This window comes from Aeromonas crassostreae (assembly GCF_054052445.1).
The window spans coordinates 92,160-115,892 of sequence record NZ_JBSTYM010000001.1 but is presented as its reverse complement, the minus strand read 5'-3'; the positions used below and the strand labels follow the sequence as shown (position 1 = coordinate 115,892).

The 23,733-nt window shown below is 65.1% G+C and carries 20 protein-coding genes and 1 other annotated feature; of the genes, 15 read left to right on the top strand and 5 right to left on the bottom strand.

From position 1 onward, the window contains the following. Nucleotides 1-12 precede the first annotated feature (12 nt). Both ACW5W4_RS00495 and ACW5W4_RS00490 read right to left on the bottom strand, forming a co-directional pair. Entirely contained in the window at nucleotides 13-1,965 is a 1,953-nt protein-coding gene (locus ACW5W4_RS00495; protein WP_456688032.1) for an ATP-dependent DNA helicase, read from the bottom strand. A 59-nt stretch (nucleotides 1,966-2,024) separates the two neighbouring features. After that, nucleotides 2,025-2,285, bottom strand: a complete 261-nt coding sequence (locus ACW5W4_RS00490; RefSeq protein ID WP_456688031.1) for a hypothetical protein — start codon at nucleotides 2,283-2,285, stop codon at nucleotides 2,025-2,027. A 186-nt stretch (nucleotides 2,286-2,471) separates the two neighbouring features. Continuing rightward, nucleotides 2,472-2,600, top strand: a sequence feature (His leader region). A gap of 25 nt (nucleotides 2,601-2,625) precedes the next feature. Between ACW5W4_RS00490 and hisG the strand changes: the two genes are divergently transcribed. The 8 genes from hisG to hisIE all read left to right on the top strand — a co-directional run bounded on the left by hisG (nucleotide 2,626) and on the right by hisIE (nucleotide 9,952). Further along, nucleotides 2,626-3,522, top strand: coding sequence for an ATP phosphoribosyltransferase (gene hisG / locus ACW5W4_RS00485; RefSeq protein WP_427263026.1), 897 nt, complete (start codon nucleotides 2,626-2,628; stop codon nucleotides 3,520-3,522). Between the two features lie 12 nt (nucleotides 3,523-3,534). Next, complete coding sequence (gene hisD, locus ACW5W4_RS00480) at nucleotides 3,535-4,860, top strand: histidinol dehydrogenase (RefSeq protein WP_456688030.1); 1,326 nt, start codon at nucleotides 3,535-3,537, stop codon at nucleotides 4,858-4,860. Next, the gene (gene hisC / locus ACW5W4_RS00475; RefSeq protein WP_456688029.1) at nucleotides 4,857-5,924 is read left to right on the top strand and encodes a histidinol-phosphate transaminase; all 1,068 of its coding nucleotides are present in this window, start codon (nucleotides 4,857-4,859) and stop codon (nucleotides 5,922-5,924) included. Before hisD ends, hisC begins: the two co-directional genes overlap by 4 nt. A gap of 11 nt (nucleotides 5,925-5,935) precedes the next feature. After that, entirely contained in the window at nucleotides 5,936-7,069 is a 1,134-nt protein-coding gene (gene hisB, locus ACW5W4_RS00470; RefSeq protein ID WP_456688028.1) for a bifunctional histidinol-phosphatase/imidazoleglycerol-phosphate dehydratase HisB, read from the top strand. A gap of 79 nt (nucleotides 7,070-7,148) precedes the next feature. Continuing rightward, nucleotides 7,149-7,772, top strand: coding sequence for an imidazole glycerol phosphate synthase subunit HisH (gene hisH, locus ACW5W4_RS00465; RefSeq protein ID WP_456688175.1), 624 nt, complete (start codon nucleotides 7,149-7,151; stop codon nucleotides 7,770-7,772). 5 nt (nucleotides 7,773-7,777) lie between these two features. Next, nucleotides 7,778-8,551, top strand: coding sequence for a 1-(5-phosphoribosyl)-5-[(5-phosphoribosylamino)methylideneamino]imidazole-4-carboxamide isomerase (gene hisA, locus ACW5W4_RS00460; RefSeq protein WP_456688027.1), 774 nt, complete (start codon nucleotides 7,778-7,780; stop codon nucleotides 8,549-8,551). Beyond that, a complete protein-coding gene (gene hisF, locus ACW5W4_RS00455) occupies nucleotides 8,551-9,324 on the top strand; it encodes an imidazole glycerol phosphate synthase subunit HisF (protein WP_456688026.1) in 774 nt (257 codons plus the stop codon). The genes hisA and hisF overlap by 1 nt, the downstream gene beginning before the upstream one ends. Then, nucleotides 9,317-9,952 (top strand): bifunctional phosphoribosyl-AMP cyclohydrolase/phosphoribosyl-ATP diphosphatase HisIE, encoded by a 636-nt coding sequence (hisIE, locus tag ACW5W4_RS00450; RefSeq protein WP_456688025.1) that lies wholly within the window; start codon nucleotides 9,317-9,319, stop codon nucleotides 9,950-9,952. Before hisF ends, hisIE begins: the two co-directional genes overlap by 8 nt. A gap of 73 nt (nucleotides 9,953-10,025) precedes the next feature. On the opposite strand, the gene ACW5W4_RS00445 is transcribed toward hisIE, so the two are convergent. Continuing rightward, nucleotides 10,026-10,346 carry a hypothetical protein gene (locus tag ACW5W4_RS00445; protein WP_456688024.1) on the bottom strand — a complete coding sequence of 107 codons (321 nt, stop codon included), beginning with the start codon at nucleotides 10,344-10,346 and terminating at the stop codon, nucleotides 10,026-10,028. Between the two features lie 66 nt (nucleotides 10,347-10,412). Further along, a complete protein-coding gene (locus tag ACW5W4_RS00440) occupies nucleotides 10,413-11,090 on the bottom strand; it encodes a helix-turn-helix transcriptional regulator (protein ID WP_456688174.1) in 678 nt (225 codons plus the stop codon). A gap of 184 nt (nucleotides 11,091-11,274) precedes the next feature. Here ACW5W4_RS00440 and ACW5W4_RS00435 point away from each other — a divergent pair, with 184 nt between their 5' ends. Further along, nucleotides 11,275-11,550 (top strand): hypothetical protein, encoded by a 276-nt coding sequence (locus ACW5W4_RS00435; RefSeq protein WP_111872656.1) that lies wholly within the window; start codon nucleotides 11,275-11,277, stop codon nucleotides 11,548-11,550. A 158-nt stretch (nucleotides 11,551-11,708) separates the two neighbouring features. Beyond that, nucleotides 11,709-11,993, top strand: a complete 285-nt coding sequence (locus ACW5W4_RS00430; protein ID WP_427263016.1) for a hypothetical protein — start codon at nucleotides 11,709-11,711, stop codon at nucleotides 11,991-11,993. A 169-nt stretch (nucleotides 11,994-12,162) separates the two neighbouring features. Here ACW5W4_RS00430 and ACW5W4_RS00425 read toward each other — a convergent pair whose 3' ends face one another. Further along, nucleotides 12,163-13,776, bottom strand: coding sequence for an acyl-CoA synthetase (locus ACW5W4_RS00425; RefSeq protein ID WP_456688023.1), 1,614 nt, complete (start codon nucleotides 13,774-13,776; stop codon nucleotides 12,163-12,165). Between the two features lie 333 nt (nucleotides 13,777-14,109). Between ACW5W4_RS00425 and ACW5W4_RS00420 the strand changes: the two genes are divergently transcribed. The 5 genes from ACW5W4_RS00420 (at nucleotide 14,110) to ACW5W4_RS00400 (ending at nucleotide 23,588) form a co-directional block, all read left to right on the top strand. Further along, nucleotides 14,110-14,649: a glycine zipper 2TM domain-containing protein gene (locus ACW5W4_RS00420; RefSeq protein ID WP_456688022.1), complete on the top strand. Its 540-nt coding sequence runs from the start codon at nucleotides 14,110-14,112 to the stop codon at nucleotides 14,647-14,649. A gap of 273 nt (nucleotides 14,650-14,922) precedes the next feature. Then, nucleotides 14,923-17,850 carry an AAA family ATPase gene (locus tag ACW5W4_RS00415; RefSeq protein ID WP_456688021.1) on the top strand — a complete coding sequence of 976 codons (2,928 nt, stop codon included), beginning with the start codon at nucleotides 14,923-14,925 and terminating at the stop codon, nucleotides 17,848-17,850. 520 nt (nucleotides 17,851-18,370) lie between these two features. Next, nucleotides 18,371-19,483 (top strand): efflux RND transporter periplasmic adaptor subunit, encoded by a 1,113-nt coding sequence (locus ACW5W4_RS00410; RefSeq protein WP_456688020.1) that lies wholly within the window; start codon nucleotides 18,371-18,373, stop codon nucleotides 19,481-19,483. Next, nucleotides 19,480-22,590, top strand: a complete 3,111-nt coding sequence (locus ACW5W4_RS00405) for an efflux RND transporter permease subunit (RefSeq protein WP_456688019.1) — start codon at nucleotides 19,480-19,482, stop codon at nucleotides 22,588-22,590. The genes ACW5W4_RS00410 and ACW5W4_RS00405 overlap by 4 nt, the downstream gene beginning before the upstream one ends. Beyond that, entirely contained in the window at nucleotides 22,590-23,588 is a 999-nt protein-coding gene (locus ACW5W4_RS00400; protein ID WP_456688018.1) for a lipid A deacylase LpxR family protein, read from the top strand. The genes ACW5W4_RS00405 and ACW5W4_RS00400 overlap by 1 nt, the downstream gene beginning before the upstream one ends. Nucleotides 23,589-23,733: the final 145 nt, after the last annotated feature.

Sequence of the window (23,733 nt, the reverse complement as noted above, 5' to 3'; positions counted from 1 at the left end):
CTCTAACAGGCATCATTGAAACAGATCGGCCGTAGCCGGATCGGGACTCGCCGCATCGGCCAGTCCGCTAAAGAAATCCCCCAGCCCCGTCAGGTCCCGGGTACGGGGGATGGCGGGCAGACTCTTGATAAAGGTGGCGCCATAGGGCTTGTTGACCATGCGTGGATCACAGATGACCAGGACGCCATGATCACGGCGATCACGTATCAGCCGCCCCACCCCCTGCTTCAAGGCAATCACCGCCTTGGGCAGCTGGATCTCGGCAAAGGGATCTCCCCCCTTCAACTTGCAATCATCGACCCGCGCCTTGAGCAAGGGGTCATCGGGGCTCGCAAACGGCAGCTTGTCGATGATAACACAGGACAATGCCGCCCCTCGCACGTCTATCCCCTCCCAGAAGCTGCTGGTGGCCACCAGCACGGCGCGACCGTTCTCCACGAAGGTCGACAGCAGACGCTGCTTGTTGTCCTCCCCCTGCAGCAAGACGGTGCGACCGATTTCCCGGCGCAGTACCTCGGCCACCTGCCGCATCACCTGATGGCTGGTGCAGAGGAAGAAACAGCCCCCCGGGGTCTTGTTGATGAGGGGGATCATGCGAAGGGCCAGCTGCTCCCCCCGACCGAAGGCATTGGGCTCGGGCAGTTGACGCGGCACGCACAGGCGCGCCTGTTCGCCATAGTCGAACGGGCTGTCGAGGATCAGCTCGCGGCTTCCCGCCAGCCCGAGCTCGCTCTTGAAGTGATCGAAGCCCATGTCCACCGTCAGGGTGGCCGAGGTAAACACCCAGGCCACCTCGGGCCGCTGCACCTCGGCGCCGAACCGTTCGGCCACCGACAAGGGGGTGAGATGGAGGGAAAAATGGAGCCGCGAGCAGTCATACCAGTAGGAGAAGCCGGTCTGGTTGATGGCCAGCACCTCGCCCAGACGAGTGCGCAGCTCACACAATCGTTCGAAACAGTGATCCAGCTGCTCGCCACGGCCCAGGGCCAGTTTCAGCACCTCATAGCAGAGACCGAGGGCATCGTTGAGGCGAGCCAGCGCCTGACCCCAGAGCGGCTGGCGCAGCATGTCGCGGGTGTTGCCCCGCCCGCCATCGACACCGAAGGCCAGGCGCAGATCCTGGCTGGCAATGGCGAGCCTGTCCGCCGCCTTGCCAAGCTGCCCCATGTCGTGGGCCTCGGCGCGATAGGCGAGCTGGATGTCCCGGGCCAGATCCTGCAGGGCGCGGCTGCCCACCGACTTGCCGAAATAGTGGCTGGCTATCTCCCCCAGCTGGTGGGCCTCATCGAACACATAGACCTGGGCCTGCGGCACCAACTCGCCAAATCCCGTGTCTTTCACCGCCATATCGGCGAAGAAGAGGTGATGATTGATCACCACCACCTGGGCCTCCATGGCGCGGCGCCGGGCCACCACCAGGTGGCAGTCGTCATAGTAGGGGCAGTCGCGCCCCAGACAATTCTCATTGGTGCTGGTGATCTGGGGGAGGATCTCGGCGTTCTCCTGCAGCCCCGGAATGTCCCCCACATCCCCGGTCTGGGTCGCGGTGGACCAGGACTTCACCTTGACCAGATCGCTTAAGATCTCGGGCTTTTGCAGGTGGGATTCGCTCAAGAGGCGGTTCATCCGTTCGATGCACAGATAGTTGCTGCGCCCTTTGAGCAGGGCCACCGGCGGCGTGTAAGAAAGTGCCGCCGTGATGGTGGGAAGATCCCGGTAGAAGAGCTGCTCCTGCAGGTTCTTGGAGCCAGTGCTGATCACCACCCGCTTGCCGGATTCCAGCGCCGGTACCAGATAGGCATAGGTCTTGCCCGTGCCGGTCCCCGCCTCCACCAGCAGTCGGCCATGCCCCGCTATGGTGCCCGCGACCGCTTCGGCCATCGCCAGCTGGGGCGCACGGGCCAGGAAGCCATCGATGTGACGGGCGAGGGGGCCGTCAGGGGAGAACAGGGTCTGGATGGTCAAGGAGGGAGTCCCGCAAGCAAAGGGGCGATTATAGCCAAAAGCGAGGGCCAGCATAAGGCTCAGACGAACAGATCTATCCGGTGATCCGAGTCAGGCTTGCGTTCCTGGGGGGCCTCCTCCTCATGCTCGGGCCGCTCTGGCGCCGAGCCCTTGGCTGGGGGGGAGTCCCGGGGCGTGCCCTGGCCCCCATCCCGCTCCGTGCCAATCTCATGGGTCTGATGCTTGTGATCGATGGGGGTCACCTCCCGGCGAACGACATCGCTACCGGGCGTGGCGGGCGCCCGTGGCAAGATGGGAAAGAGCAGATCCTGATTGGGCATGGTAGATCCTCCGTACCGTGACTGTTCAATTATCGGCCAACCCCGCCCTTTCCTGACTTTCTTAGTGATATTTTACATTCCCTTGTTGCAATTCTCGTCAAGGTCGGTAAGGTAAATCGGGCGTCAGTTACGACATCTTATTTTGTAAAGGATTGTTTACATGCTGTTTATCTCCCTAAAGACTCATCACCACCATCATCATCCCGAATAGTCTTTCAGGAGGTTGACTGCTGGAAGACACTTAACTGGTGACTTCCAAAAGGACCGCAAGATTCATAAACCCTCGGAAGCACACACTTCCGAGGGTTTTTTCGTTTTTGACTAGAAGGAAATCGAGCAAATGGAAACACAACGCCTGCGTATCGCCATGCAAAAGTCCGGTCGTCTGAGCCAGGACTCCCAAGCCCTGTTCAAGAGCTGCGGCCTCAAGATCAACCTGCGGGAACAGCGCCTCATCGCCCACGTCGAGAACATGCCCATCGATATCCTGCGGGTACGGGATGACGATATCCCGGGCCTAGTGATGGAAGGGGTGGTCGACCTTGGCATCATAGGCGAGAACGTGCTGGAAGAGGTGCAGCTCATTCGCCAGCCCCAGGGCTTGCCCTTCGAAGTCAAAACCTTGAAACAGCTCGATTTCGGCGGCTGCCGCCTCTCCCTGGCGGTGCCGGAAGACGTGGTTTACACCGGCCCCCAGTGCCTGGCCGGCAAGCGCATCGCCACCTCCTACCCGGGGCTGCTCAAGCGCTTCTTCGACGAGCAGGGTCTGGGCTTCAAGAGCGTGATGCTGGGGGGATCCGTGGAGGTGGCCCCCCGCGCGGGGCTAGCCGATGCCATCTGCGATCTGGTCTCCACCGGCGCCACCCTGGAGGCCAACGGCCTCAAAGAGGTGGAGGTGATCTACCGCTCCAAGGCGGTGCTGGTGCAGGCCCCCAATCCCCTGAGCGAGGCCAAGCAGAAGCTCATCGACAAGCTGCTGCCCCGCATCCAGGGGATGCAACAGGCGCGCGAGAGCAAGTACATCATGCTGCACGCCCCGAAAGAGAAGCTCAACGCCATCACGGATCTGCTGCCGGGCGCCGAGCGCCCCACCATCATGCAGCTGGCCGGTGACACCAATCAGGTCGCCCTGCACGTGGTTTCCAGCGAAACCCTGTTCTGGGAAACCATGGAGCAGCTCAAGGCCCTGGGTGCCAGCTCCATCCTGGTGCTGCCCATCGAAAAGATGATGGAATAAGGAAGGGACATCATGCAGACCCTGATCTGGAATCAGCTCTCCCCCGCCCGGCAGGCCGAGGCCCTGACCCGGCCCGCCCTGGACAACGAGGCCGATGTCGGCAGCGTGGTACAGGAGATCATCAAGGCGGTGCGCAGTCGTGGCGACGACGCCTTGCGGGAATTGAGCCAGCGCTTCGAGCGCGCGCCCCGCGAACGGCTTCGCGTCGGCGAGGACGAAATCGAGGCCGCCTGCGCCCGTCTGGATGACGACATCAAGGACGCCATTGAGGCGGCGATTGGCAACATCCGCACCTTCCACGCCGCCCAGGCACAGGCGCCACTGCGCATCGAGACCCAGCCCGGCGTGGTGTGCGAGCTGCGCACCCAGCCCATCAACCGGGTCGGTCTCTATGTGCCGGGGGGCAGCGCCCCCCTCCCCTCCACCGTGATGATGCTGGCCATTCCGGCACGCCTGGCCGGCTGCCGCGAGGTGGTGCTCTGCACCCCGTCGCCGGCCAGCGACGAGATCCTGTTCGCCGCCCGCGCCTGCGGCGTCGAGAAGGTGTTCGCCATCGGCGGCGCCCAGGCCATCGCCGCCATGGCCTATGGCACCCAGACGATCCCCAAGGTGGACAAGATCTTCGGCCCGGGCAACAGCTATGTGACCGAAGCCAAGGGACAGGTCTCCCGGGACTGGCGCGGCGCCGCCATCGACATGCCGGCCGGCCCCTCCGAGGTGCTGGTGATTGCCGACGAGAGCGCCAACGCCGCCTTCGTCGCCTCGGATCTGCTCTCCCAGGCCGAGCACGGCCCCGACAGCCAGGTGGTGCTGGTCACCACCAGCGCCGCCCTGGCCGAGGCGGTCAAGGGGGAGCTGGCCAGCCAGCTGGCCCTGCTCAGCCGCCGCGACATCGCAGCCCAGGCCCTGGCCGCCAGCCTGACCATACTGTGTGACAATCTCGATGAGGCCTGCGCCATCTCCAACGCCTATGCCCCCGAGCACCTCATCGTACAGACCAAAGCGCCCCGGGCGCTGCTGGACAAGCTGGAGAATGCCGGATCCATCTTCCTGGGGGCCTGGACACCGGAATCGGTCGGCGATTACGCCAGCGGTACCAACCACACCCTGCCTACCTACGGCTATGCCCGCACCTGCTCGAGCCTGGGGCTCGCCGATTACCAGCGCCGCTACACGGTGCAGGAGCTGAGCGAGGATGGCATTCGGGGGCTAGGCCCCATCGTCCAGCGCATCGCCCAGGCCGAGGGGCTCGATGCCCACAAGCATGCCGTCACCCTCAGGTTGAACGCTTTGGCCACCGATTCACAGCAAGCAGCACAGCAGAAGGATTTGTCATGAGCATTGCCAAGCTGGCCCGCCGCGTGGTGCGGGCCCTCACCCCCTATCAATCCGCCCGTCGCATCGGCGGCCAGGGTCACGTCTGGCTCAACGCCAACGAGGCGCCGCTGGCCTACCCCTTCACCATCGAGGGCAGCCGCCTCAACCGTTATCCCGAGTGCCAGCCGGCCGAGGTGGTCGATGGCTACGCCGCCTACGCCGGGGTCAACCCGAGCCAGGTGATGGTGAGCCGCGGCGCCGACGAGGCCATCGAGCTGTTGATCCGCACCTTCTGCGAGGCGGGCCAGGATCAGATCCTCATCTGCCCGCCCACCTACGGCATGTACGCCATCAGCGCCGAGACCTGCGGCGTGGGCGTCGTCGAGCAGCCGCTCACCGCCAGCCGCCAGCCGGACTGGCCCGCCATTCGGGATGCCCTCTCTGAGGTCAAGCTGGTGTTTCTCTGCTCCCCCAACAACCCCACCGGGGATCTGGTGGGACGCGAGGGGCTGACCGCCCTGCTGGAGGCGGCCCGGGATCGCGCCATCATCGTCGTGGACGAGGCCTACATCGAATTTTGCCCCGAGGCGTCCGTGGTGGACTTGCTGGCCCAATACCCCAATCTGGTGGTGACTCGTACCCTCTCCAAGGCCTTTGCCCTGGCGGGGATCCGCTGCGGCTTCACCCTGGGGGATCCCGAGGTGATCGCCATGCTGGCCAAGGTGATCGCCCCCTACCCCATCCCCGAGCCCATCGCCCAGATTGCGGCCCAGGCCCTCTCCCCCATGGGGCTTGAGCTGATGCAGGAGCGGGTGCTGGAGCTCAACCGGCAGAAGGCGCGCTTCAAGGCCGAACTGGCCAGCCTCCCGTGCGTGCAGGAGGTGTTCGAGGACAAGGGCAACTTCATGCTGGTGCGCTTCACCGATGGCGCCGCCGTGTTCGCCGCCATGAAGGCCGCCGGCATCATATTGCGGGACTTCTCCAGCAAGCCGGGCCTGGAACACTGCATTCGCGTCACCATCGGCTATCAGAACGAAATGGATGCCGTGCTGGCGGTCCTGCGTGACCAGCCAGTCAGCTTATAAGGATGTCATTTATGAAGACCCCGTTTTTGTTTATCGACCGTGACGGCACCCTGATAGAAGAGCCGGTCACCGACAAGCAGGTGGACAGCCTCGCCAAGCTGCGCTTCGAGCCCATGGTGATCCCGGTGCTGCGCGAGCTGCAGGCCGCAGGCTACGTGCTGGTGATGGTGACCAACCAGGATGGTCTGGGTACTGCCAGCCTGCCGCTGGAGAACTTCCAGCCGCCCCAGGACCTGATGATGCACCTCTTCGAATCCCAGGGTGTCACCTGGGAAAAGGTGCTGATCTGCCCCCACTTCCCCACCGACGGCTGCAGCTGCCGCAAGCCGAACCTTGGCCTGGTCAAGGAGTACCTGGCCTCCGGTCGCATCGACTTTGCCAACTCCTTCGTGATTGGCGACAGACAGACCGACCTGCAACTGGCCGAGAACATGGGCATCCGCAGCATCCGCTATGACCAAAAAGATCACGACTGGACCGCCATCCGTGATCAGCTGCTCGCCAAGGGGCGCACCGCAGAGGTGGAGCGTTACACCAAGGAGACCCGCATCCAGGTGGCGGTGGATCTCGACAAGAGCGGCGGCAACCAGATAGCCACCGGTATCGGCTTCTTCGATCACATGCTGGATCAAATCGCCACCCACGCGGGCTTTCGCCTCAAGCTGAAAGTCAGCGGCGATCTGCACATCGACGATCACCACACGGTGGAAGATGTGGGGCTGGCCCTGGGTCAGGCCCTGCGCCAGGCCCTTGGCAACAAGCGCGGCATCGGTCGCTTCGGCTTCGTGCTGGCGATGGACGAGGTGCAGGCGGTGATCGACGGGCGTCCCCGCCAGGATGCTGACAACACCTCCCTGACCGAGCTGGACGTGGCCACGGCGCTGGACTTGAGCGGTCGCCCCTACTTCGTGTTCGACTGCCCGAGCGGCTTTGGCCGCGACAGCGTGGGCGAGATGGCCACCGAAATGGTACCCCACTTCTTCCGCTCCCTCTCGGACGCCATGGCCATCACCCTGCAGATGAAGGTGGGCAGCGGCAACACCCACCACCAGGTGGAGGCCCTGTTCAAGGGCTTTGGCCGCGCCCTGCGCCAGGCCATCCGGGTGGAGGGGAGCGAGCTTCCCTCCAGCAAGGGGGTGCTGTGATGGGGAAACAGAAGCTGGTCATCATCGACACCGCATTGATGGCGCCAACCTCGCCAATCGATATGAGTAAGGGCACATGATGAACAATCAAAAACTGGTGATCATCGACACCGGCTGCGCGAACCTCGCCTCGGTGCGCATGGCGTTCGAGCGCCTCGGCGTGCAACCCAAGGTGAGCTGCAAGGCCGCCGACATCGAGCAGGCGGACAAACTGATCCTGCCCGGCGTCGGCACCGCCGTCGCCGCCATGAAGAACCTCAATGAGCGGGAGCTGGTGCCCCTCATTCGCGCCGCCAAACAGCCGCTGCTGGGCTTTTGCCTCGGCATGCAGATGCTGGCACAGGCCTCCGAGGAGACCATGAGCGCCGATGGCAGTGAAGGTGGGCTTATCGACTGCCTCGGCATAGTGCCCGGCCGGATCCGGCTGATGGAGGTGGGCAACCTGCGCCTGCCCCACATGGGCTGGAACCAGATAGATCACGACGAGACCCACCCCCTGCTCAAGGGGATCCCGAGCGGCAGCTACTTCTACTTCGTCCACTCCTACGCCCTGGAGGTGACAGAGGCGACCCTGGCCAGCTGCGACTATGGCCAGCCCTTCACCGCCATCGTCGGTCGGGACAACTTCTTCGGCGCCCAATTCCACCCGGAGCGCTCAGGCCACGCCGGCGCCCGTTTACTGCAAAACTTTCTGGAGCTGTAACAAGGATGATCATTCCCGCAATCGACCTCATCAATGGTCAGGTAGTCCGGCTCTATCAGGGGGACTACGGCCAGAAGACCGCCTACAGCGACAACCCCCAGGCCCGCTTCGACGACTATGTGAGCCAGGGGGCGGCGCAGCTGCACCTGGTGGATCTGGACGGCGCCAAGGATGCCAAGGCGCGCCAGCTGACCCTCATCGCCCAGCTGCTGGCGACCACGGAGGCCCCGGTCCAGGTGGGCGGCGGCGTGCGCAGCGAGCAGGACGTGGCAGACCTCTTGGCCGCCGGTGCCAGCCGGGTGGTGATAGGCTCCACCGCCGTCAAGTCCCCGGATCTGGTGGCGAGCTGGATGGAGAAATACGGCCCCGAGCGCATCGTGCTGGCCCTGGACGTCAACATCGATGAAGAGGGCAACCGCCAGATCGCGGTGGCGGGCTGGCAGGAGAACAGCGGCGTGAGCCTTGAGGCGCTGATCGAACGCTTCCTGCCCGTTGGCCTGCGTCACGTGCTCTGCACCGACATCAGCCGGGACGGGACCCTCTCTGGCAGCAACGTCGAGCTCTACCGGGATCTCTGCGCCCGCTACCCCAGCGTCGGCTTCCAGGCCTCCGGCGGTATCGGCGGCATCTCGGACATAGAGGCGCTCAAGGGCACAGGAGTCAAGGGGATCATCCTCGGCCGCGCCCTGCTGGAGGGCAAGTTCTCGGTCGCCGACGCCATCGCCTGCTGGGGCGCACCGGATCCGGAACAGGCAACCAATGAGCAAGGAGGCTGCTGATGTTGTCAAAGCGTATTATCCCCTGCCTCGACGTCAAAGATGGCGTCGTGGTCAAGGGCGTGCAGTTTCGCAACCACGAGGTGATGGGGGGCATTGTCGAGCTGGCCCGCCGCTACGCCGAAGAGGGGGCCGACGAGCTGGTGTTCTATGACATCACCGCCTCGAGCGACGCCCGTGTGGTGGACAAGAGCTGGGTCACCCGGGTGGCGGAAGTCATCGACATCCCCTTCTGCGTCGCCGGCGGCATCAAGAGCGTGGAGGATGCCCGCCAGATCCTGGAATTCGGTGCGGACAAGGTCTCCATCAACTCCCCGGCCCTGGCCGATCCCACCCTGATCACCCGCCTCGCCGAGCGCTTCGGCGTGCAGTGCGTGGTGGTGGGCATCGACTCCTACTTCGACGCCGAGACGGGTCAGTATCAGGTCAAGCAGTTTACCGGCGACGAGAGCCGCACCCGCACCACCCCCTGGACCACCCTGGAGTGGGTCAAGGAGGTGCAAAAGCGCGGCGCCGGCGAAATCGTGCTCAACGTGATGAACCAGGACGGCATGCGTCAGGGCTATGATCTCGAGCAGCTCAAGCTGGTACGGGCCCTGTGCAAGGTGCCGCTGATTGCCTCAGGCGGCGCCGGTGCCATGGCACATTTTCGCGATGCCTTTACCCTGGCCGACGTGGACGGTGCCCTGGCGGCGTCCGTGTTCCACAAGGGCCTCATCCCCATTCCCGAATTGAAACGCTGGCTGAAAACCGAAGGAGTCGCCATCCGTGAATAATCAAGCAGTAGACAATGCATTGCCCCTGGCCGAGCGCCTGGACTGGGCCAAGTGTGACGGCATGATCCCCGCCATCGTCCAGCATTCGCTAAGCGGCGAGGTGCTGATGCAGGGCTTCATGACCCGCGAGGCCCTGGAAAAGACTGAAGCTACCGGCCAGGTCACCTTCTTCAGCCGCAGCAAGCAGCGCCTGTGGACCAAGGGGGAGAGCTCGGGCCATGTGCTGAGACTCGTCGCCATCAGCACCGACTGCGATCAGGACTCCCTGCTCATCGCCGCAGACCCCGTGGGCCCCACCTGCCATCTGGGCAACCCCTCCTGCTTCGACGGCCACCCGCTGCCGCCGCTTGGCTTCTTGGCGGAGCTTGAGCAGATCCTGGCGTCGCGCAAGGGGGCCGACCCCACCACCAGCTACACCGCCAGCCTCTATGGCAAGGGCACCAAGCGCATCGCCCAGAAGGTGGGGGAAGAGGGGGTAGAAGTGGCTCTGGCCGCCATGGCGAAAGACAGGGAGGAGCTCATCAACGAATCCGCCGATCTGCTCTATCACCTGACCGTCTTGCTGCAAAACGAAGGCTTGGGTTTGAAGGATGTGGTTCAGCGGCTCGCCGATCGCCACAACAAGTAATGATTGAATTCAACAAAACGGGCCCTGATGGGCCCGTTTCATTTGATGGCCGCCGACTGGCAGCACGCCGCCATCAACCGATGCGGGTCCAGAAGCTCATGTTGACCGAGTGATGGTCAAGCAGGGTCAGGTACTCCCCCGCCACCTCGTTGTGCAGCCACTGCTGGCAATAGGCTTCGACCAGCGACTGGCTGGGGGCCATCACCACATCGGCATAGAGGCCGTCGGCGCCCCGCAGCAGGCAGTGCAGGATGAGCCCGGATTGCTGGACAAGAAACTCGGACTCGACCCGCCGTGACAGGGCGAGCAAATCTTCCTCCGTCACCCCTTCCCTGAGCCTGAAGGTGGCAAACTCGACGCCCCCTGCCCCTTGCATGTCGCCATTGATGATCATCTCGTCTTCTCCGTTATGAATGGTCTGGAGAAGCCAGCATAACGAAGGGCTACTGACAGCCTTGTGTCAGTGCCCGGCCCCTTTTTCCGGCTCCGCCTCGGCCCGTCGCTGCGCGAGATAGTGCGCCAGGGTCACGCCAGGTGGCGCCCCTTCCCCCTGACGGCACGGCGCCAGGCTCTCGATGCGATCCACCCTGAAATCCCGGTAGTCCCGGCGCAGCGCGCACCAGGCGCCGAGCGTCCAGCGCCCTCCCCAGTAGAAGAGTCCCAGGGGATAGAGGCGGCGCCGGGTCTGTCTGCCCGCGCCATCCTGATAGCTCATCTCGAGCCAACGCCCCGCCCTGATGGCCTCGTGCAAGCTGTCCCAGCGGGCGTATACCGGATGCGCCGTACGATAGTCGGGCACCCGCACCACGGGGGGCGGCCCGTCCCCGCCGCGAACCGGCAGGGCCGCCTCTATCTTGGCGAGCAGGGCCCGGGCCGGATCCGCCATCCCCTTGCCGGTCAGCACGGCCACCAGATTCACCCCTGTGATGAGGGCCTCCAGCTCGGCCGCGCTCAGCTGCAATGGGGCCATCTCGAACCCCTCACTCAGCCGATAGCCCAGTCCGGCCTCACCGTAAACCGGGATGCCGGCCAAGGAGAGATCGTCCATATAGCGGTAGATGGTGCGCTCGGAGACGCACAGGCGCGCCGCCAGCTCGCGGGCGGTCAGGGGCTGATGGGCCCGCAGCAGGTTGGTCAATTGAAACAGTCGATCCGATTTTCGCACTCTCCCCTCCCGGGATGCCAGGACATGGCCCATGGTAAACGGGACAGGGGTCGATGGCATGCGCAGTTTGATTGCCGCCCCCCTGAACAGGGAGTCGCGCTCCCGTGAGCCTGGGGCGACAATGGCGGCCGTCCCCAGCCACCGCAACCGAGATGCCATGAACAAGTATCAGGTTTTTGCCACCCTAGCGGCGCCCGACGCCTTCACCTTGCTGGACATGGCTGGCGCCGATTTTTTCACAGAAAAGCAGACCCTGCTGGCCCAGGGCCTGGAGGTGATGGGGGAGCCCATACTGGCTCCCGATGCCCGGACGGCGGCCCACACCTATCAAGACTACCTGATCAACCCCAGCCTCCCCTACGGAGCCCCCGCCGCCCGCGGTACCCTGGCGTATCTGCTGCTTCATGCCCCCCGGCTGTTTGGCAAGCGGTAGCCGCCTCGCAGCTGGATCTGCCTGCTCAAGAGGAGTCAACGCCCGCTTGCCTGAAGCCAGGCTGAACAATCGACTCCATTTGACGCCGCATATGGGGCCTATCCAGAGCCCAGACCGGCGCGGACAATGTCGTCGAGCCAACCAGAGCCAGAGGGCGTATGAGCAAATATCAGTTCTTCCGTCAGGGACAAGATCCCGTTACCGTCACCTTCCTGCCGATGTCTTCCCCCTCATTCCTGTCGGAAAAAGAGCAGCTGCTCGCCCAGGGCTTCGAGGTGGTGGGGGACTATATCGACGCAGCCAACGAGACAGAGGCGCTCGACAAGTTCAAGAGCGGCATGATAGAGCCGCTCTCTGAGTACACCAAGGCCAGTGAAGCGGGCGGACTTTACCACTTCATCGAAGGGGTCGGGGAAGCGATCGGCAAGCGGCTGAAGGGGTAAGCCTGGGCTGACAACCCTGGCCCCATGGCGCCCAGCTCCCCGGTGGGCCAGGCTCGTCTCGCGGCAAGGCGCACGGGCGCCTTCCTTGACATCAACCTTCCTTGACATAAACCTTCCTTGACATAAAAAGACGGGCTGCGGCCCGTCTTGGGATGACAACCCCTCAGCGTCACGCCAGCTGCTGGCGCAGCATGAATTTTTGCACCTTGCCGGTGGAGGTCTTGGGCAGAGGGGTGAAGATGATGCGCTTGGGGGCCTTGAAGTGGGCCATCTGCTCGCGGCAAAACGCGATGAGTTCGGCCTGGCTGAGCTCCCGTCCCTCCTTGAGCTTGACGAAGGCGCAGGGCACCTCCCCCCACTTCTCGTCCGCCATGGCGATCACCGCCGCCTCCTCCACGTCCGGGTGGCGATAGAGCACGTCCTCCACCTCCAGGCTGGAGATGTTCTCCCCGCCGGAGATGATGATGTCCTTGGATCTGTCCTTGATCTCCACATAGCCATCAGGGTGCCAGACCGCCAGATCCCCGCTTCGAAACCAGCCCTCCGCCATCGCCTCTTCGCTCGCCGCCGGGTTCTTGAGGTAGCCCTTCATGACGATGTTGCCGCGCAGGAAGATCTCCCCCAGGGTCTTGCCATCCATGGGGACCGGCTCGCCGCTGACGGGGTTGGCTACCCGCATTTCTCCCTGCAATGGAGAGGCCACACCCTGGCGCGCCTTGAGCCGGGACAGCGCAGTGGCATCCTGCCCCTGCCAGCTGCGCTGGGGCTCGCACACCACGCAGGGGCCATAGGTCTCGGTGAGGCCATAGACATGGGTCACGGCGATCCCCATGGCCTCCATGCCAGCGATCACGGTGGCGGGTGGCGCCGCCCCCGCCGTCATCGCCTTGACGGGGTGGTCGAGCCCCAGTTTCAGGGCCGGATCGGCGTTGTTCAGCATGTTGAGGACGATGGGGGCAGCGCAAAAATGGCTCACCTTGTGTTCGCGCAGCGCCCCGTAGATGGCCGCCGCCTGCACATGGCGCAGGCAGACGCTCACCCCGGCGGTGGCCGCCAGGGTCCAGGGGAAGCACCAGCCGTTGCAGTGAAACATCGGCAGGGTCCACAGATAGACGGGGTGCTTGGGCAGCTCCCAGGAGAGCACATTGTTGACCGCATTGAGGTGGGCACCGCGATGGTGGTAGACCACCCCCTTGGGGTTGCCCGTGGTGCCGGAGGTGTAGTTCAGGGAAATCGCCTGCCACTCGTCCGCTGGCAGCCAGCCCGGCTCGTCGCCATCCCCCGTGGCGATGAAGGCCTCGTAACTCAGCTCGCTGATGAGCTCCCCCTCCCCATAGAGGGGATCGTCGATGGCGATCACCAGGGGCTGGCAGTCAATGAGAGAGAGCGCCTTGCGCACCAGGGCGCCGAACTCCCTGTCCACCAGCACCACCCTGCTCTGGGCATGCTGGAAGATGAAGGCCATGGACTCTGCATCCAGCCGGGTGTTGAGCACGGCGCCGCTCATGGGCACCCCGAAGTGGGCCTCGAACATGGCCGGGACATTGGGGGCGACGATGGAGACGGTGTCCCCCTCGCCGATGCCGTGCCGGCGCAGGGCCGAGGCCAGCTGGCGGCAGCGCACCTCGGTCTGGGCCCAGCTCTGACGCAGGGGGCCGTGGATCAGCGCCGGATAGTCGGGATAGACCCGGGCCGCCCGGGCCAGGAAACGCAAGGGGGTAAGGGCCTCGAAATTGGCGGGGGTCTTGCCAAGTCCTGAGTCGTACATGTTCTGCTCTGTCATCGGATCCTTCCTCACAGGGACACAAAACGGGGGCATCTCGCGGATCGCGGCGCCCCGGGCATGTTGCAGGCGGCGATCCCCATCCCGGTTGAGGGTACCAAGGGGGCACACGCCCAGGTATTAGCGAAACGTCGTAAGGGGGCGGCCTCTGCCCCAGACTCTCGCGACGCCATCAATCATCTTTTGTCGCCAATCACAGACGCTCCCTTGCCGGGGCCGTTTTTGGCGCAGCCAGCCTCTGTCGCACCCGAAGGGCCATTGCCTTGAGCCTAGGGACAAAAATGCCAAGAATGAGCCCAGGCCCCAAGGGCAATCACTGTAAGGAGAGAAGAGATGAACACATCCATGTTGGCAGGTATCGGGATCGGTGTGGCCTCTGCACTGGCATTGTCGGCCGCCGCCAGCGGATCCCTGTTTTCATCAGAGCCCCAGTTTGCCGAGGTGCTGGCCAGCACCCCGGTGACCGAGACCATCAAGACGCCGCGCCAGGAGTGCCGCAACGTCACCGTCACCCACCGCAAGCCGGTGCAGGATGAACACAAGATCCTGGGCACAGTGGTCGGTGCGGCCCTCGGCGGCGTGGTCGGCCACCAGTTCGGCGGTGGCAGCGGCAAGAAGGTGGCGACCGCCGCCGGCGCCGTGGCGGGGGGTTACACCGGCAATCAGGTGCAGGGCAACATGCAGGCGGGGGATACCTACACCACCACCGAGCAGCGCTGCAAGACGGTGCAGGAGAGCAGCACCCGCACCCTGGGCTATGACGTCAGCTACCGCCTCGCCGGTCAGGAAGGGGTGATCCGCATGAAACAAGCCCCCGGCAAGACCATACCGGTCGAGGATGGCAAGCTGGTCGTTGACGACGCGCCGGGTTGATGCTCAGCTCGAAGCGCCCTGCCATGGAGGAGGCCCACCCGACGCGGTGGGCCTTTTTCATGGCGCAGCAGGAGGACCCGGGCTGCCGTCCATGGGAAGATCCATGTGGAAAACCCCCTATAATTCAATCAAATAGGCCTCATAAGATCCCCTTTCCCCCGGTTGAGCCGCCCTTTTCCCCCTATACTCAGCCTGCTTGCGTTTTCTCTTGACCACCACAGTGGGCTGACTAAGATGTTTCCGATTGCCAGCCTGGGCCATAACGGTTTGAATATGTCAAAGATATCAAGTACATCGCCTCCATTGCATGTCTGCTTTGGCGACTTCGAACTGGATGAACGCAATGCGCGGCTGCTGCACCATGGCCACGCCGTTCCCCTCTCCCCCATCCCGTTTTGCCTGCTGTGTACCCTGATCCGCGAGCCTGGCGTGCTGCTGACCAAGGATGAGCTGCTCGATCGGGTGTGGGGCCATCGTTTCGTGAGCGCCTCCGTCCTCAAGGGAGCCATCAGCGATATCCGCACCCTGCTGGGAGACGATCCCCGCCAGCCGAGCTTCATAGAGACCGTCTCCCGCCGCGGTTATCGCTTCATCTGCCCGCTGCGCCCTCAGGAGGCCGCTTGCACCCCCGTTACACCTGTCATCACTTCGCTTGCGATGCCGCAACAAACGCCCTCTTCGGGGATCTTCGTCGGGCGAGAGCAGGCGCTGGCGCGCTTGCAAGACGCCTGGCAGCGGGCGGGCCAAGGCCTGCGCGCCATCGTCTGGGTCGCGGGTGAACCCGGGATCGGCAAGTCGACCCTGATCGCGCGTTTTTGTGCCGGTTTCCCCGATACCCTCTGGATACGGGGGCAATGCGTGCAACTGCATGGGGCGGGTGAACCCTATCTGCCGGTGCTGGAGGCCATCGCCGAGCTGTGCCGTCGTGATGAAGAGGCGGTCTCCCTGCTGCGCAGTGTGGCCCCGACCTGGCTCCTGCAACTGCCCTGGCTCTGCTCGCCGGCGCAGCGCGAGACCCTGCTGCATGAGCTGGTCGGCGCCCATCCCCAGCGCATGTTGCGGGAGATGAGCGAGTTTCTGGACTGCTACACAGCACAGCGACCCCTGCTGCTGATCACCGAAGATCTGCACTGGGGCGATCCCTCGACCCTGCAGCTCATCGACTACCTCGCCCGCCGACGCAGCCCCAGCCGTCTGATGTGGCTGGGCAGTGTCCGGCCTGATGAGCCCATTGTCCCCGACCATCCACTCCATGGGCTCAGGCAGGCGCTGCGCGGGCAGGGCCTGGGTGAGGAGATAGGCCTGGCCCCCTTCAGCGAGCAGGAGGTGGCGACCTATGTGAGCGAGCGGATGCCGGCCATGAACGGCGCCCCCGGGCTTGCCCTCGCCCTCCATGAGCGAACCGGCGGCGTCCCGCTGTTCGTCGCCGCCCTCGCCAGCGAGGTGATGAGCCGGACGGCCCATGGGGACGACACCGAGCCCGCGCGTCTGGTTCGCCGGGCGCTGCCCGAGAGCCTCAGTGCCCTGATCGATCACCATGTGGCCAGACTCCCCGAGCCGCGGCGCCGGCTGCTCGCCGCCGCCGCCGTGCTGGGCATGAGGGTCCATGTCGACACCCTGGCGCGGGTGCTGGAGTGCAGCCTGATGGAGATGGCGCAGCAGTGCGAGGCGCTGATCCGGGAGCGACTCTGGTTGATGGTGCCAGCCCCGGAGGCATCGACCGAGGGACCCAACCGCTGCGTCCAGTTTCGCCATCAGCTGTTTCGCCAGCGCCTCTATGATGGCCTCTCATCCCCCCTGCGCGGGGCGCTGCACGGCAAGACAGGGAGCATCCTGGAGGTGCTGCGGGCCGCAGGCCAGGAGGTGACCGCCGCCGAGCTGGCCATGCATTTCGACCGAGGCCACGCCCCCATGAAGGCCCTTGGCTATTATGCCGAGGCCGCCGAGGCTGCCCTGCTTCATCTTTGCCCCGCCGAGTGCATGAGCCTGACCGCCCGGGGGTTGACCCTGATCGAGCAGCTCCCCGAGAGTCCGTCGCGCCACGGCCTGGAGATCACCCTGGCCACCCTGCGCGGCGCGGCCGCCTTCCACACCCAGGGTGCCGGGGAAGAGGCCCGCCATGCCTACCAAAGGGCCGCCGACCGGCTGGCCGAGGTGCCCGCTCACCCCATGGCCGGCCTGGCGCTCCATGGTCTGGGTTTCCTCCATGCCCTGCGCGCCGAATACCCGGAGGCCCTGGCCGTCGCCGCGCGCGCGCGGACCCTCGCCAGCGCCCAGGCGGATCCCCTGCTGATCCTGGCTGCCTGTACCGTGCAGGGCCAGGCGCTCATGATGCAGGGTCACCATGGCGCGGCCAGGGAGACCCTGGAGCAGGCCCTGCCGCTGCTCGAGCAGGCACAGGCGGGGGCCGAGCACAGCTTCATCGGCTTTATCGCCGATCCCCAGGTGACGGTACTGGCCTTGCTGAGCCTCCCCCTCGCCCAGCTTGGCCTGTTTGCCCAGGCCCGGGGGCGCCTGCAACAGGCCTATGCCCGCGCCCACCAGATCGCCCAGCCGATGGCGCTGATGATCACCCTCTGGTTCGATGCCCTGTGCGGGATCCGGTGCGGCGAGGTGGCGCGGGTGGCGACCCTGGCCGGCGAGATGCGTACCCTGGTCGATGAGTTTGCCCTCGCCCAGGGCCAGGCGCCCTGTCGCTGGTTCCAGGGATGGGCTGACACCCAGTGGGGCAGGCCCCACGAAGGGGCGCGCCAGATCCGGCAGGCCTACCTGGACAACAGGGCGCTGGGGATGATATCCGGAGGCAGCGAGACCCTGGGCTACCTCGCCGAGGCCCTGATGCGGCAACGAGAGTGGCACCAGGCACGGGAAGTACTGGATCAGGCCCTCGCCCTGGTGCAGCGCCATGGTGAGCGCATCGTGCTGCCGCAACTGCTGCTGATCCAGGGCGCCATAGCACAGGCCGCTGGCGATACCCTGGCCGCCGCCACCTCGGCCCGTCAGGCGTTCGAGGAGGCCCAGGCCCAGGGCACCCCCTGGCTGGCCTTGCTGGCGCTGACCACACTGTGCGCATACCAGACCCCGACCCAGGCCGAGTGGGATGCCCTCGCCGCCCTGACAACCCGGCTCGCCGAGGCGGGGGAGACTCCCCTCCTCGCCCAGGCAAACCACCTTCTCGCAAGCGGGCCAACCGCCAGATGATCCCGGGGGCCGCCCGTAACACGCCCCCCCAGCTCCACTTTGAGCCCCGGAGCCCGCCATGCTCCATCATCTTACTGCCGGGGTTGCGAGCCACGTTCACCGACCGGCACCGGGGCAAGAGGCGCCATCAAGCCCTGGGAAGCCCCGGGCACGCCCTCTTCCAGCCAACCTCATAGCGCCTTGTCACTCCCCCCGCCCTGAGGGGCCTTCCCCCGGCGGCCTCCCCCGTGTCATGAGCCAGCGTTGGCCCCTCTGCCCACGAAAAGGGGCCCGACCCATTTCCGACCAAAGTCTGACCGTTTCCCGACCCCAGGCCGGGCGAGCCTTGTTACGCTGAGCATCCTGTTTCGCACCATGGACGACGCGAGTGTGACCCTGTCTCCAGCCCCTCCTCTCCCGGCGTCATGCCCGACGAGAAGGCGGTGCGCCGCATCCTTGCTCCGGCCTGGCGGCGTGCGAGCCCGTGTCCACCTGCCTCCCGGCGAAATGCCCCATCTCTGCCAACCAACGAGGAATTGTCGTGAAACGCTTCGTCACCGCGGCCAGCGCCGCCACGCTCATCACCCTGCTCTGCGCATGCTCAGAGCCGGCCCCCTCCACGAGTGCCTTGAGGCCGGTGAACACCATGGCGCTGCACTACGACAGCCTGCGCAACAGCCAGCGCTATTTCGCCTCGGTCGCCTCCCGCTACGAGGTCGAGCAGGCCTTTCGCATTGGCGGCAAGGTGCTGGAGCGCAAGGTCGATGTCGGCCAGGTGGTGAAAGAGGGCGATGTGCTCGCCATCCTGGATGATGCGGATTATCTGCTCGCCGAGGAGGCCGCCCGCCAGCGTCTGACGGCGGCCAAGGCCGCCGCCTGGCAGGCCGAAGCCGACTGGCTGCGCCTCAAGGCGCTCAAGAAGAACGGCTCCGTCAGCGCCTCCCACGAGGAGCAGGCCCACAGCACCCTGCGCACCGCCAGGGCGGCGGCGCAGGCCGAGGCTCGCCAATTCGAGCTGGCCCGCAACCAGGTCAATTACACCCTGCTGCGTGCCCCCATCAGTGGCGTGGTGACGGCGCTGCGCATGGAGACAGGCCAGGTGGTGGCGGCGGGTCAAGCCGTCATCACCATCGCCAACGAGGGCAAACCCGAGGTCGTGGCCGACATTCCGGAGAATCGGTTGGCCGAGTTCAAGGCGGCGCGCTACAAGGCGTCGCTGGCCACCGAACCTGACCGTTACTTTGACGTCGAATTGCGCGAGCTGTCGGCCCAGGCCTCGGCCCAGACCCGTACCTACCGCGCCCGTCTCAAGCCGGTCGAGCCGAGGCAGTTGCCCCTGGGGGCGACCGCCACCCTGATCGCCGAGCACACCGATGAGGGCACCCGGGTCGCCACCCTCCCCGCCACTGCCCTCACCCAGGAGCAGGGGACACCGGCGGTATGGACGGTGCAGCAAGATGGCAAGGGGAGGACAGGCACCGTCAACTTGGTCAAGGTGGCCATCCAGGGCTATCGCAGCGACGAGGTGCTGATCTCAGGCCCCGCCGAGGGAGCCCTCATCGTCACCGCCGGGGTGCAGAAGATGGCCCCGGGCCTGCAAGTCGCCCTGCCCGCCTCTGAGTCCCGCATTGACAGTGAGGAAGTGACCCGATGAACGCCTTCAACCTCACCCAATGGGCGCTGAACCACCGCGCCGTGGTGCTGTTCCTGCTCATCCTCATCACGGTGGCGGGCACCCTGGGCTTTGGCAAGCTGGGCCAGCTGGAGGATCCCAACTTCTCGGTGCCGTCCATGACCGCCATGGTGGCCTGGCCCGGCGCCACGGCGCAGCAGCTCCAGGATGAAGTGCTCAACCGCATGGAGAAGAAGTTCGAGCAGCTCGATCACTTCGAAAAGGTGGTGACCTTCTCCCGTCAGGGGTTCGGCGGCATGACGATCAGCGTGAAGGGGGGCACCCCCAAGGCCGATCAGCAGGAGGCCTGGTACCAGGCGCGCAAGAAGCTCGCCGATCTCGAGCTCGAACTGCCTGACGGCGTCGTGGGGCCCATCTTCAACGACGAGTTCGGTGACGTCTACGGCCTGATATACGCCGTCAAGGGGGACGGGGTCAGCCTCGCCGATCTCGCCGATCAGGCCGAGATCATCAAGCGCAACCTGCTCAAGGTGCCCATGGTCAACAAGATCGATCTGCTCGGCAAGCAGGCGGAAAAAATTTACATCGAGTTCTCCCACGAACGCCTGGCGGCGCTGGGCATCCAGCCGGCGCAGATCATGGCGGCCCTGAAGAGCCAGAACGCCATCCTGCCGGCAGGCTCCCTCGATACCGCCTCCGACCGTATCTATGTGCGGGTCAGCGGCCAGTTCCGTCACCTCGACGACATTCGCAACCTGCCCATTGCCGCAGGCGGGCGCGTCATCAAGCTCGGCGACTTCACCACAGTCCATCAGGGCTATGAGGATCCCCAGTCCTACAGCATCCGCCACAACGGCCAGCAGGTGCTGATGCTGGGGGTGGTGATGACCGACGATGGCAACATAGTCCAGCTGGGCGAGGCACTCGAGGCGAGCGTCGCCAAGATCCAGAATGAATTGCCCTACGGCCTGGATCTTGAGCTGATCGCCGACCAACCCACCACGGTCAAGGAGGCGGTCTGGGACTTCGAGCGCGCACTGATGGAAGCCCTGGTGATCGTCGTCATCGTCAGCCTGCTGAGCCTGGGCTGGCGCCCGGGCCTGGTGGTCGCCCTGTCGGTCCCCCTGGTGCTGGGCATGGTCGCCATCGTCATGCTGGGCATGGGCTGGAACCTGGAGCGGATCTCCCTGGGGTCGCTCATCATCGCCCTGGGCCTGCTGGTGGACGACGCCATCATCGCCCTGGAGATGATGATCGTGAAGATGGAAGCGGGCTGGGACAAGGTCAAGGCCGCCTCCTACTCCTATCAGGCGACCGCCATGCCCCGTCTGTCCGGCGCCCTGATCACCGTCGCCGCCTTCATGCCGGTGGGCTTTGCCCAGTCCACCACGGGCGAGTACGCCGGCGGCATCTTCTGGATCGTCGGCGCCGCCGTGGTGCTCTCCTGGATCTGCTCGGGGATGTTCACACCCTATCTTGCCGTCAAGATGCTGCCGGACAATCTGGGTCATCACCACGAAGGGGCCGATCCCTATGACACCAAGGGTTATCGCCGGCTGCGTGGCTGGATAGAGGCGGCCATCGCGCGCCGCTGGCTGGTCATCGGCGTCACCTTCGGGGCCCTGGTGCTGGCCGTGCTGGGCATGAAGCTGGTGCCTCAGCAGTTCTTTCCGGACAGCACGCGGCCTGAGCTTATCGTCGAGCTGCGCGTCAAGGAAGGCGCCTCGTTCGCCGCGACCAGCGAACAGGTCCAGCGCATGGAGCAGGTGCTGGCCAAGGACGACGACGTGCGCTTCTTCACCGCCTACACCGGGGCAGGCGCACCGCGCTTCTCCCTCTCACTCACCCCAGAGCTGCCCAATCCGGGTTATGCCCAGTTTGTGGTGATGACCAAGGATCTGGAGGCGCGCGAGCGTCTGCGTTCGCGCCTGATGGCCATGGCGGGCGAGCAGTTCCCCCAGACCTGGGTGCGCGTCACCCGTCTGGAACTCGGCCCGCCGGTGGGCTTCCCGGTACAGTTTCGCATCGTCGGTCCCGACACCCAGGTGGTACGCACCCTAGCCCGCCAGGTGGAACAGGTGGTGGCCAGCAATCCGCAAACCCGTGACGTCCAGCTCGACTGGAACGATCCGGTGCGCACCCTGGGCGTGCAGCTCGATCAGGAGAAGGTGCGAGCACTTGGTCTCTCCCCCGCCGAGGTGGCGATGGCGACCCAGTCCCTGATGCAGGGGGCAACCCTGACCCAGCTGCGCGATGGCGAGGAGTTGATCGACGTGGTCGCCCGAACCATTCCCTCGGAGCGACTGGATGTGGAGACCCTCGAGAACATCAACCTCTATACGGCCCAGGGAACAGTGGTGTCCCTGTCCCAGATTGCGACCGTGCGCCATGAGCAGGAAGAGCCTGTGCTGTGGCGGCGCAACCGCGACATGGCGATCACGGTGCGGGCCGATGTGGTCGATGGCGCCCAGGGCGTCTCCGTGACCAAGGCGATCTTGCCCATGCTCAAGGAGATCGAAGGGAACTTGCCGTCCGGTTACCGGATAGACGTGGGCGGCTCGGTGGAGGAGAGCGACAAGGCCAACGATTCGCTGGTTGCCGTGGCCCCAGTGATGCTGATCACCATCTTGCTGATCCTGATCCTGATGCTGCAGTTGCAGAGCTTCTCCCTGATGACCATGGTGCTGTTGACCGCACCGCTGGGATTGATAGGGGTCGTGGCCGCCCTGCTGCTGTTCCAGTCGCCCCTGGGTTTTGTCGCCATCCTCGGCATCATCGCCCTGTGCGGCATGATCATGCGCAACTCGGTGATCCTGATCGACCAGATCCAGATAGAGACCGCCAGTGGCCGGGATCCCTGGAGCGCCGTGGTGGAGGCGGCCGTGATGCGGGCCCGCCCTGTGATGCTGACGGCGGCGGCCACGGTGCTTGCCATGGTGCCCCTGACCCATAGCGTGTTCTGGGGCCCCATGGCCATCGCCATCATGGGGGGGCTGACCATCGCCACCCTGCTGACCATCTTCTTCGTGCCCTCCCTCTATGCGGCCTGGTTCCGGATCGCCCCGGTCGGGCACGACAGCGCCCGGGCCCCCGAGGCCCAGGCCGGGATCGCAGAGGAGCGAGCATAGTGAACAAGGGACGCACTGCCCTGGTGTTGACCGCTCTGCTGCTGAGCGGCGCCAGCCAGGCCACAGACGGTAGCCTGACCCTCACCGTGGAGAACGACGTCTTTACCGGCTCAGACAACAACTACACCAATGGCGTGGGGATCGCCTGGGTCTCTGATGCCATCGCTCGGGAGGACGATGGCCCCCTCGCTCAATGGACCCGCTTCTGGTCGTTCCTGCCGTTCGTGGCCGATGAGAGCTACACCACTTACGCCTCCTGGGCCCTGGCCCAGGAGATCAACACCCCGGACGACATCGAGCAGCCTTATCCCGACAGGGATGACCAGCCCTACTCAGGGGTGCTGGTGGTCGACAGTACCCTCTATGCCCGCAGGTGGGACTGGAGCCACGCCTGGCAGCTCAGGCTGGGGATGGTCGGCCCCGCCTCCCAGGCCGACGACACCCAGCGGGAGTTCCATCGCCTGATCGGGGCCGACAAGCCCCGAGGCTGGGATACCCAGTTGCCGAACGAACCTATCGTCAACCTCAACTACACGCTGGCCCACCTCGCGGCGGCCGGGCACACGGCCGCCGATCTGGAGTGGCGCCTGGTGCCTCTCGCCACCGCCGGGGTCGGCAACTATTTCACCGGGGCCGGGGTCGGTCTCTATGGCGAAATCGGCTGGGATCTGGTGGATGCCCTGGGGGTCACCGCCTTGCGCTCCGGGCTCAATGCCGCCTCCACGGTCGGGATAGCACCGCGGGATGTCTGGTCCCTCTCGCTCTTTGGCGGGGGCGGCGCTTACGGGGTCGTCCACTACCTGCCCCTCGATGGCACCCTGTTTCGCAGCAGTCACTCCGTCGATTCCGAGCCCGTCATCGCCATGGGATCCTTCGGGTTCTGTTTGCGGCGGGGCAAGTTGACCCTGGGGTTCGCCCACACCTTTTTCAGCGAGACCTTCGACACCCAGCGAGAGCAGACCGACTTTGGCACCCTGAGTCTGTCATGGGTGCTGTAATCACCATCACAATGGGCCGGTTCGCCGGCAACCATCATCCGGGCTGAGGCTGGCCTTGCGCCAGATGCAAAGGACGGCGGATCGCTTCACTACCCTTCAATAAAAAACGGGAGCCACTATGGCTCCCGTTTTTCTGCTCTCCTCC

Excerpts from the sequence above, each read along its gene's own strand:
- ACW5W4_RS00490 (WP_456688031.1), bottom strand. The coding sequence starts at position 2,285 with ATGCCCAATCAGGATCTGCTCTTTCCCATCTTGCCACGGGCGCCCGCC.
- hisG (WP_427263026.1), top strand. The coding sequence starts at position 2,626 with ATGGAAACACAACGCCTGCGTATCGCCATGCAAAAGTCCGGTCGTCTG.
- hisD (WP_456688030.1), top strand. The coding sequence starts at position 3,535 with ATGCAGACCCTGATCTGGAATCAGCTCTCCCCCGCCCGGCAGGCCGAG.
- hisC (WP_456688029.1), top strand. The coding sequence starts at position 4,857 with ATGAGCATTGCCAAGCTGGCCCGCCGCGTGGTGCGGGCCCTCACCCCC.
- hisB (WP_456688028.1), top strand. The coding sequence starts at position 5,936 with ATGAAGACCCCGTTTTTGTTTATCGACCGTGACGGCACCCTGATAGAA.
- hisH (WP_456688175.1), top strand. The coding sequence starts at position 7,149 with ATGAACAATCAAAAACTGGTGATCATCGACACCGGCTGCGCGAACCTC.
- hisA (WP_456688027.1), top strand. The coding sequence starts at position 7,778 with ATGATCATTCCCGCAATCGACCTCATCAATGGTCAGGTAGTCCGGCTC.
- hisF (WP_456688026.1), top strand. The coding sequence starts at position 8,551 with ATGTTGTCAAAGCGTATTATCCCCTGCCTCGACGTCAAAGATGGCGTC.
- ACW5W4_RS00445 (WP_456688024.1), bottom strand. The coding sequence starts at position 10,346 with ATGATCATCAATGGCGACATGCAAGGGGCAGGGGGCGTCGAGTTTGCC.
- ACW5W4_RS00435 (WP_111872656.1), top strand. The coding sequence starts at position 11,275 with ATGAACAAGTATCAGGTTTTTGCCACCCTAGCGGCGCCCGACGCCTTC.
- ACW5W4_RS00430 (WP_427263016.1), top strand. The coding sequence starts at position 11,709 with ATGAGCAAATATCAGTTCTTCCGTCAGGGACAAGATCCCGTTACCGTC.
- ACW5W4_RS00425 (WP_456688023.1), bottom strand. The coding sequence starts at position 13,776 with ATGACAGAGCAGAACATGTACGACTCAGGACTTGGCAAGACCCCCGCC.
- ACW5W4_RS00420 (WP_456688022.1), top strand. The coding sequence starts at position 14,110 with ATGAACACATCCATGTTGGCAGGTATCGGGATCGGTGTGGCCTCTGCA.
- ACW5W4_RS00415 (WP_456688021.1), top strand. The coding sequence starts at position 14,923 with ATGTCAAAGATATCAAGTACATCGCCTCCATTGCATGTCTGCTTTGGC.
- ACW5W4_RS00405 (WP_456688019.1), top strand. The coding sequence starts at position 19,480 with ATGAACGCCTTCAACCTCACCCAATGGGCGCTGAACCACCGCGCCGTG.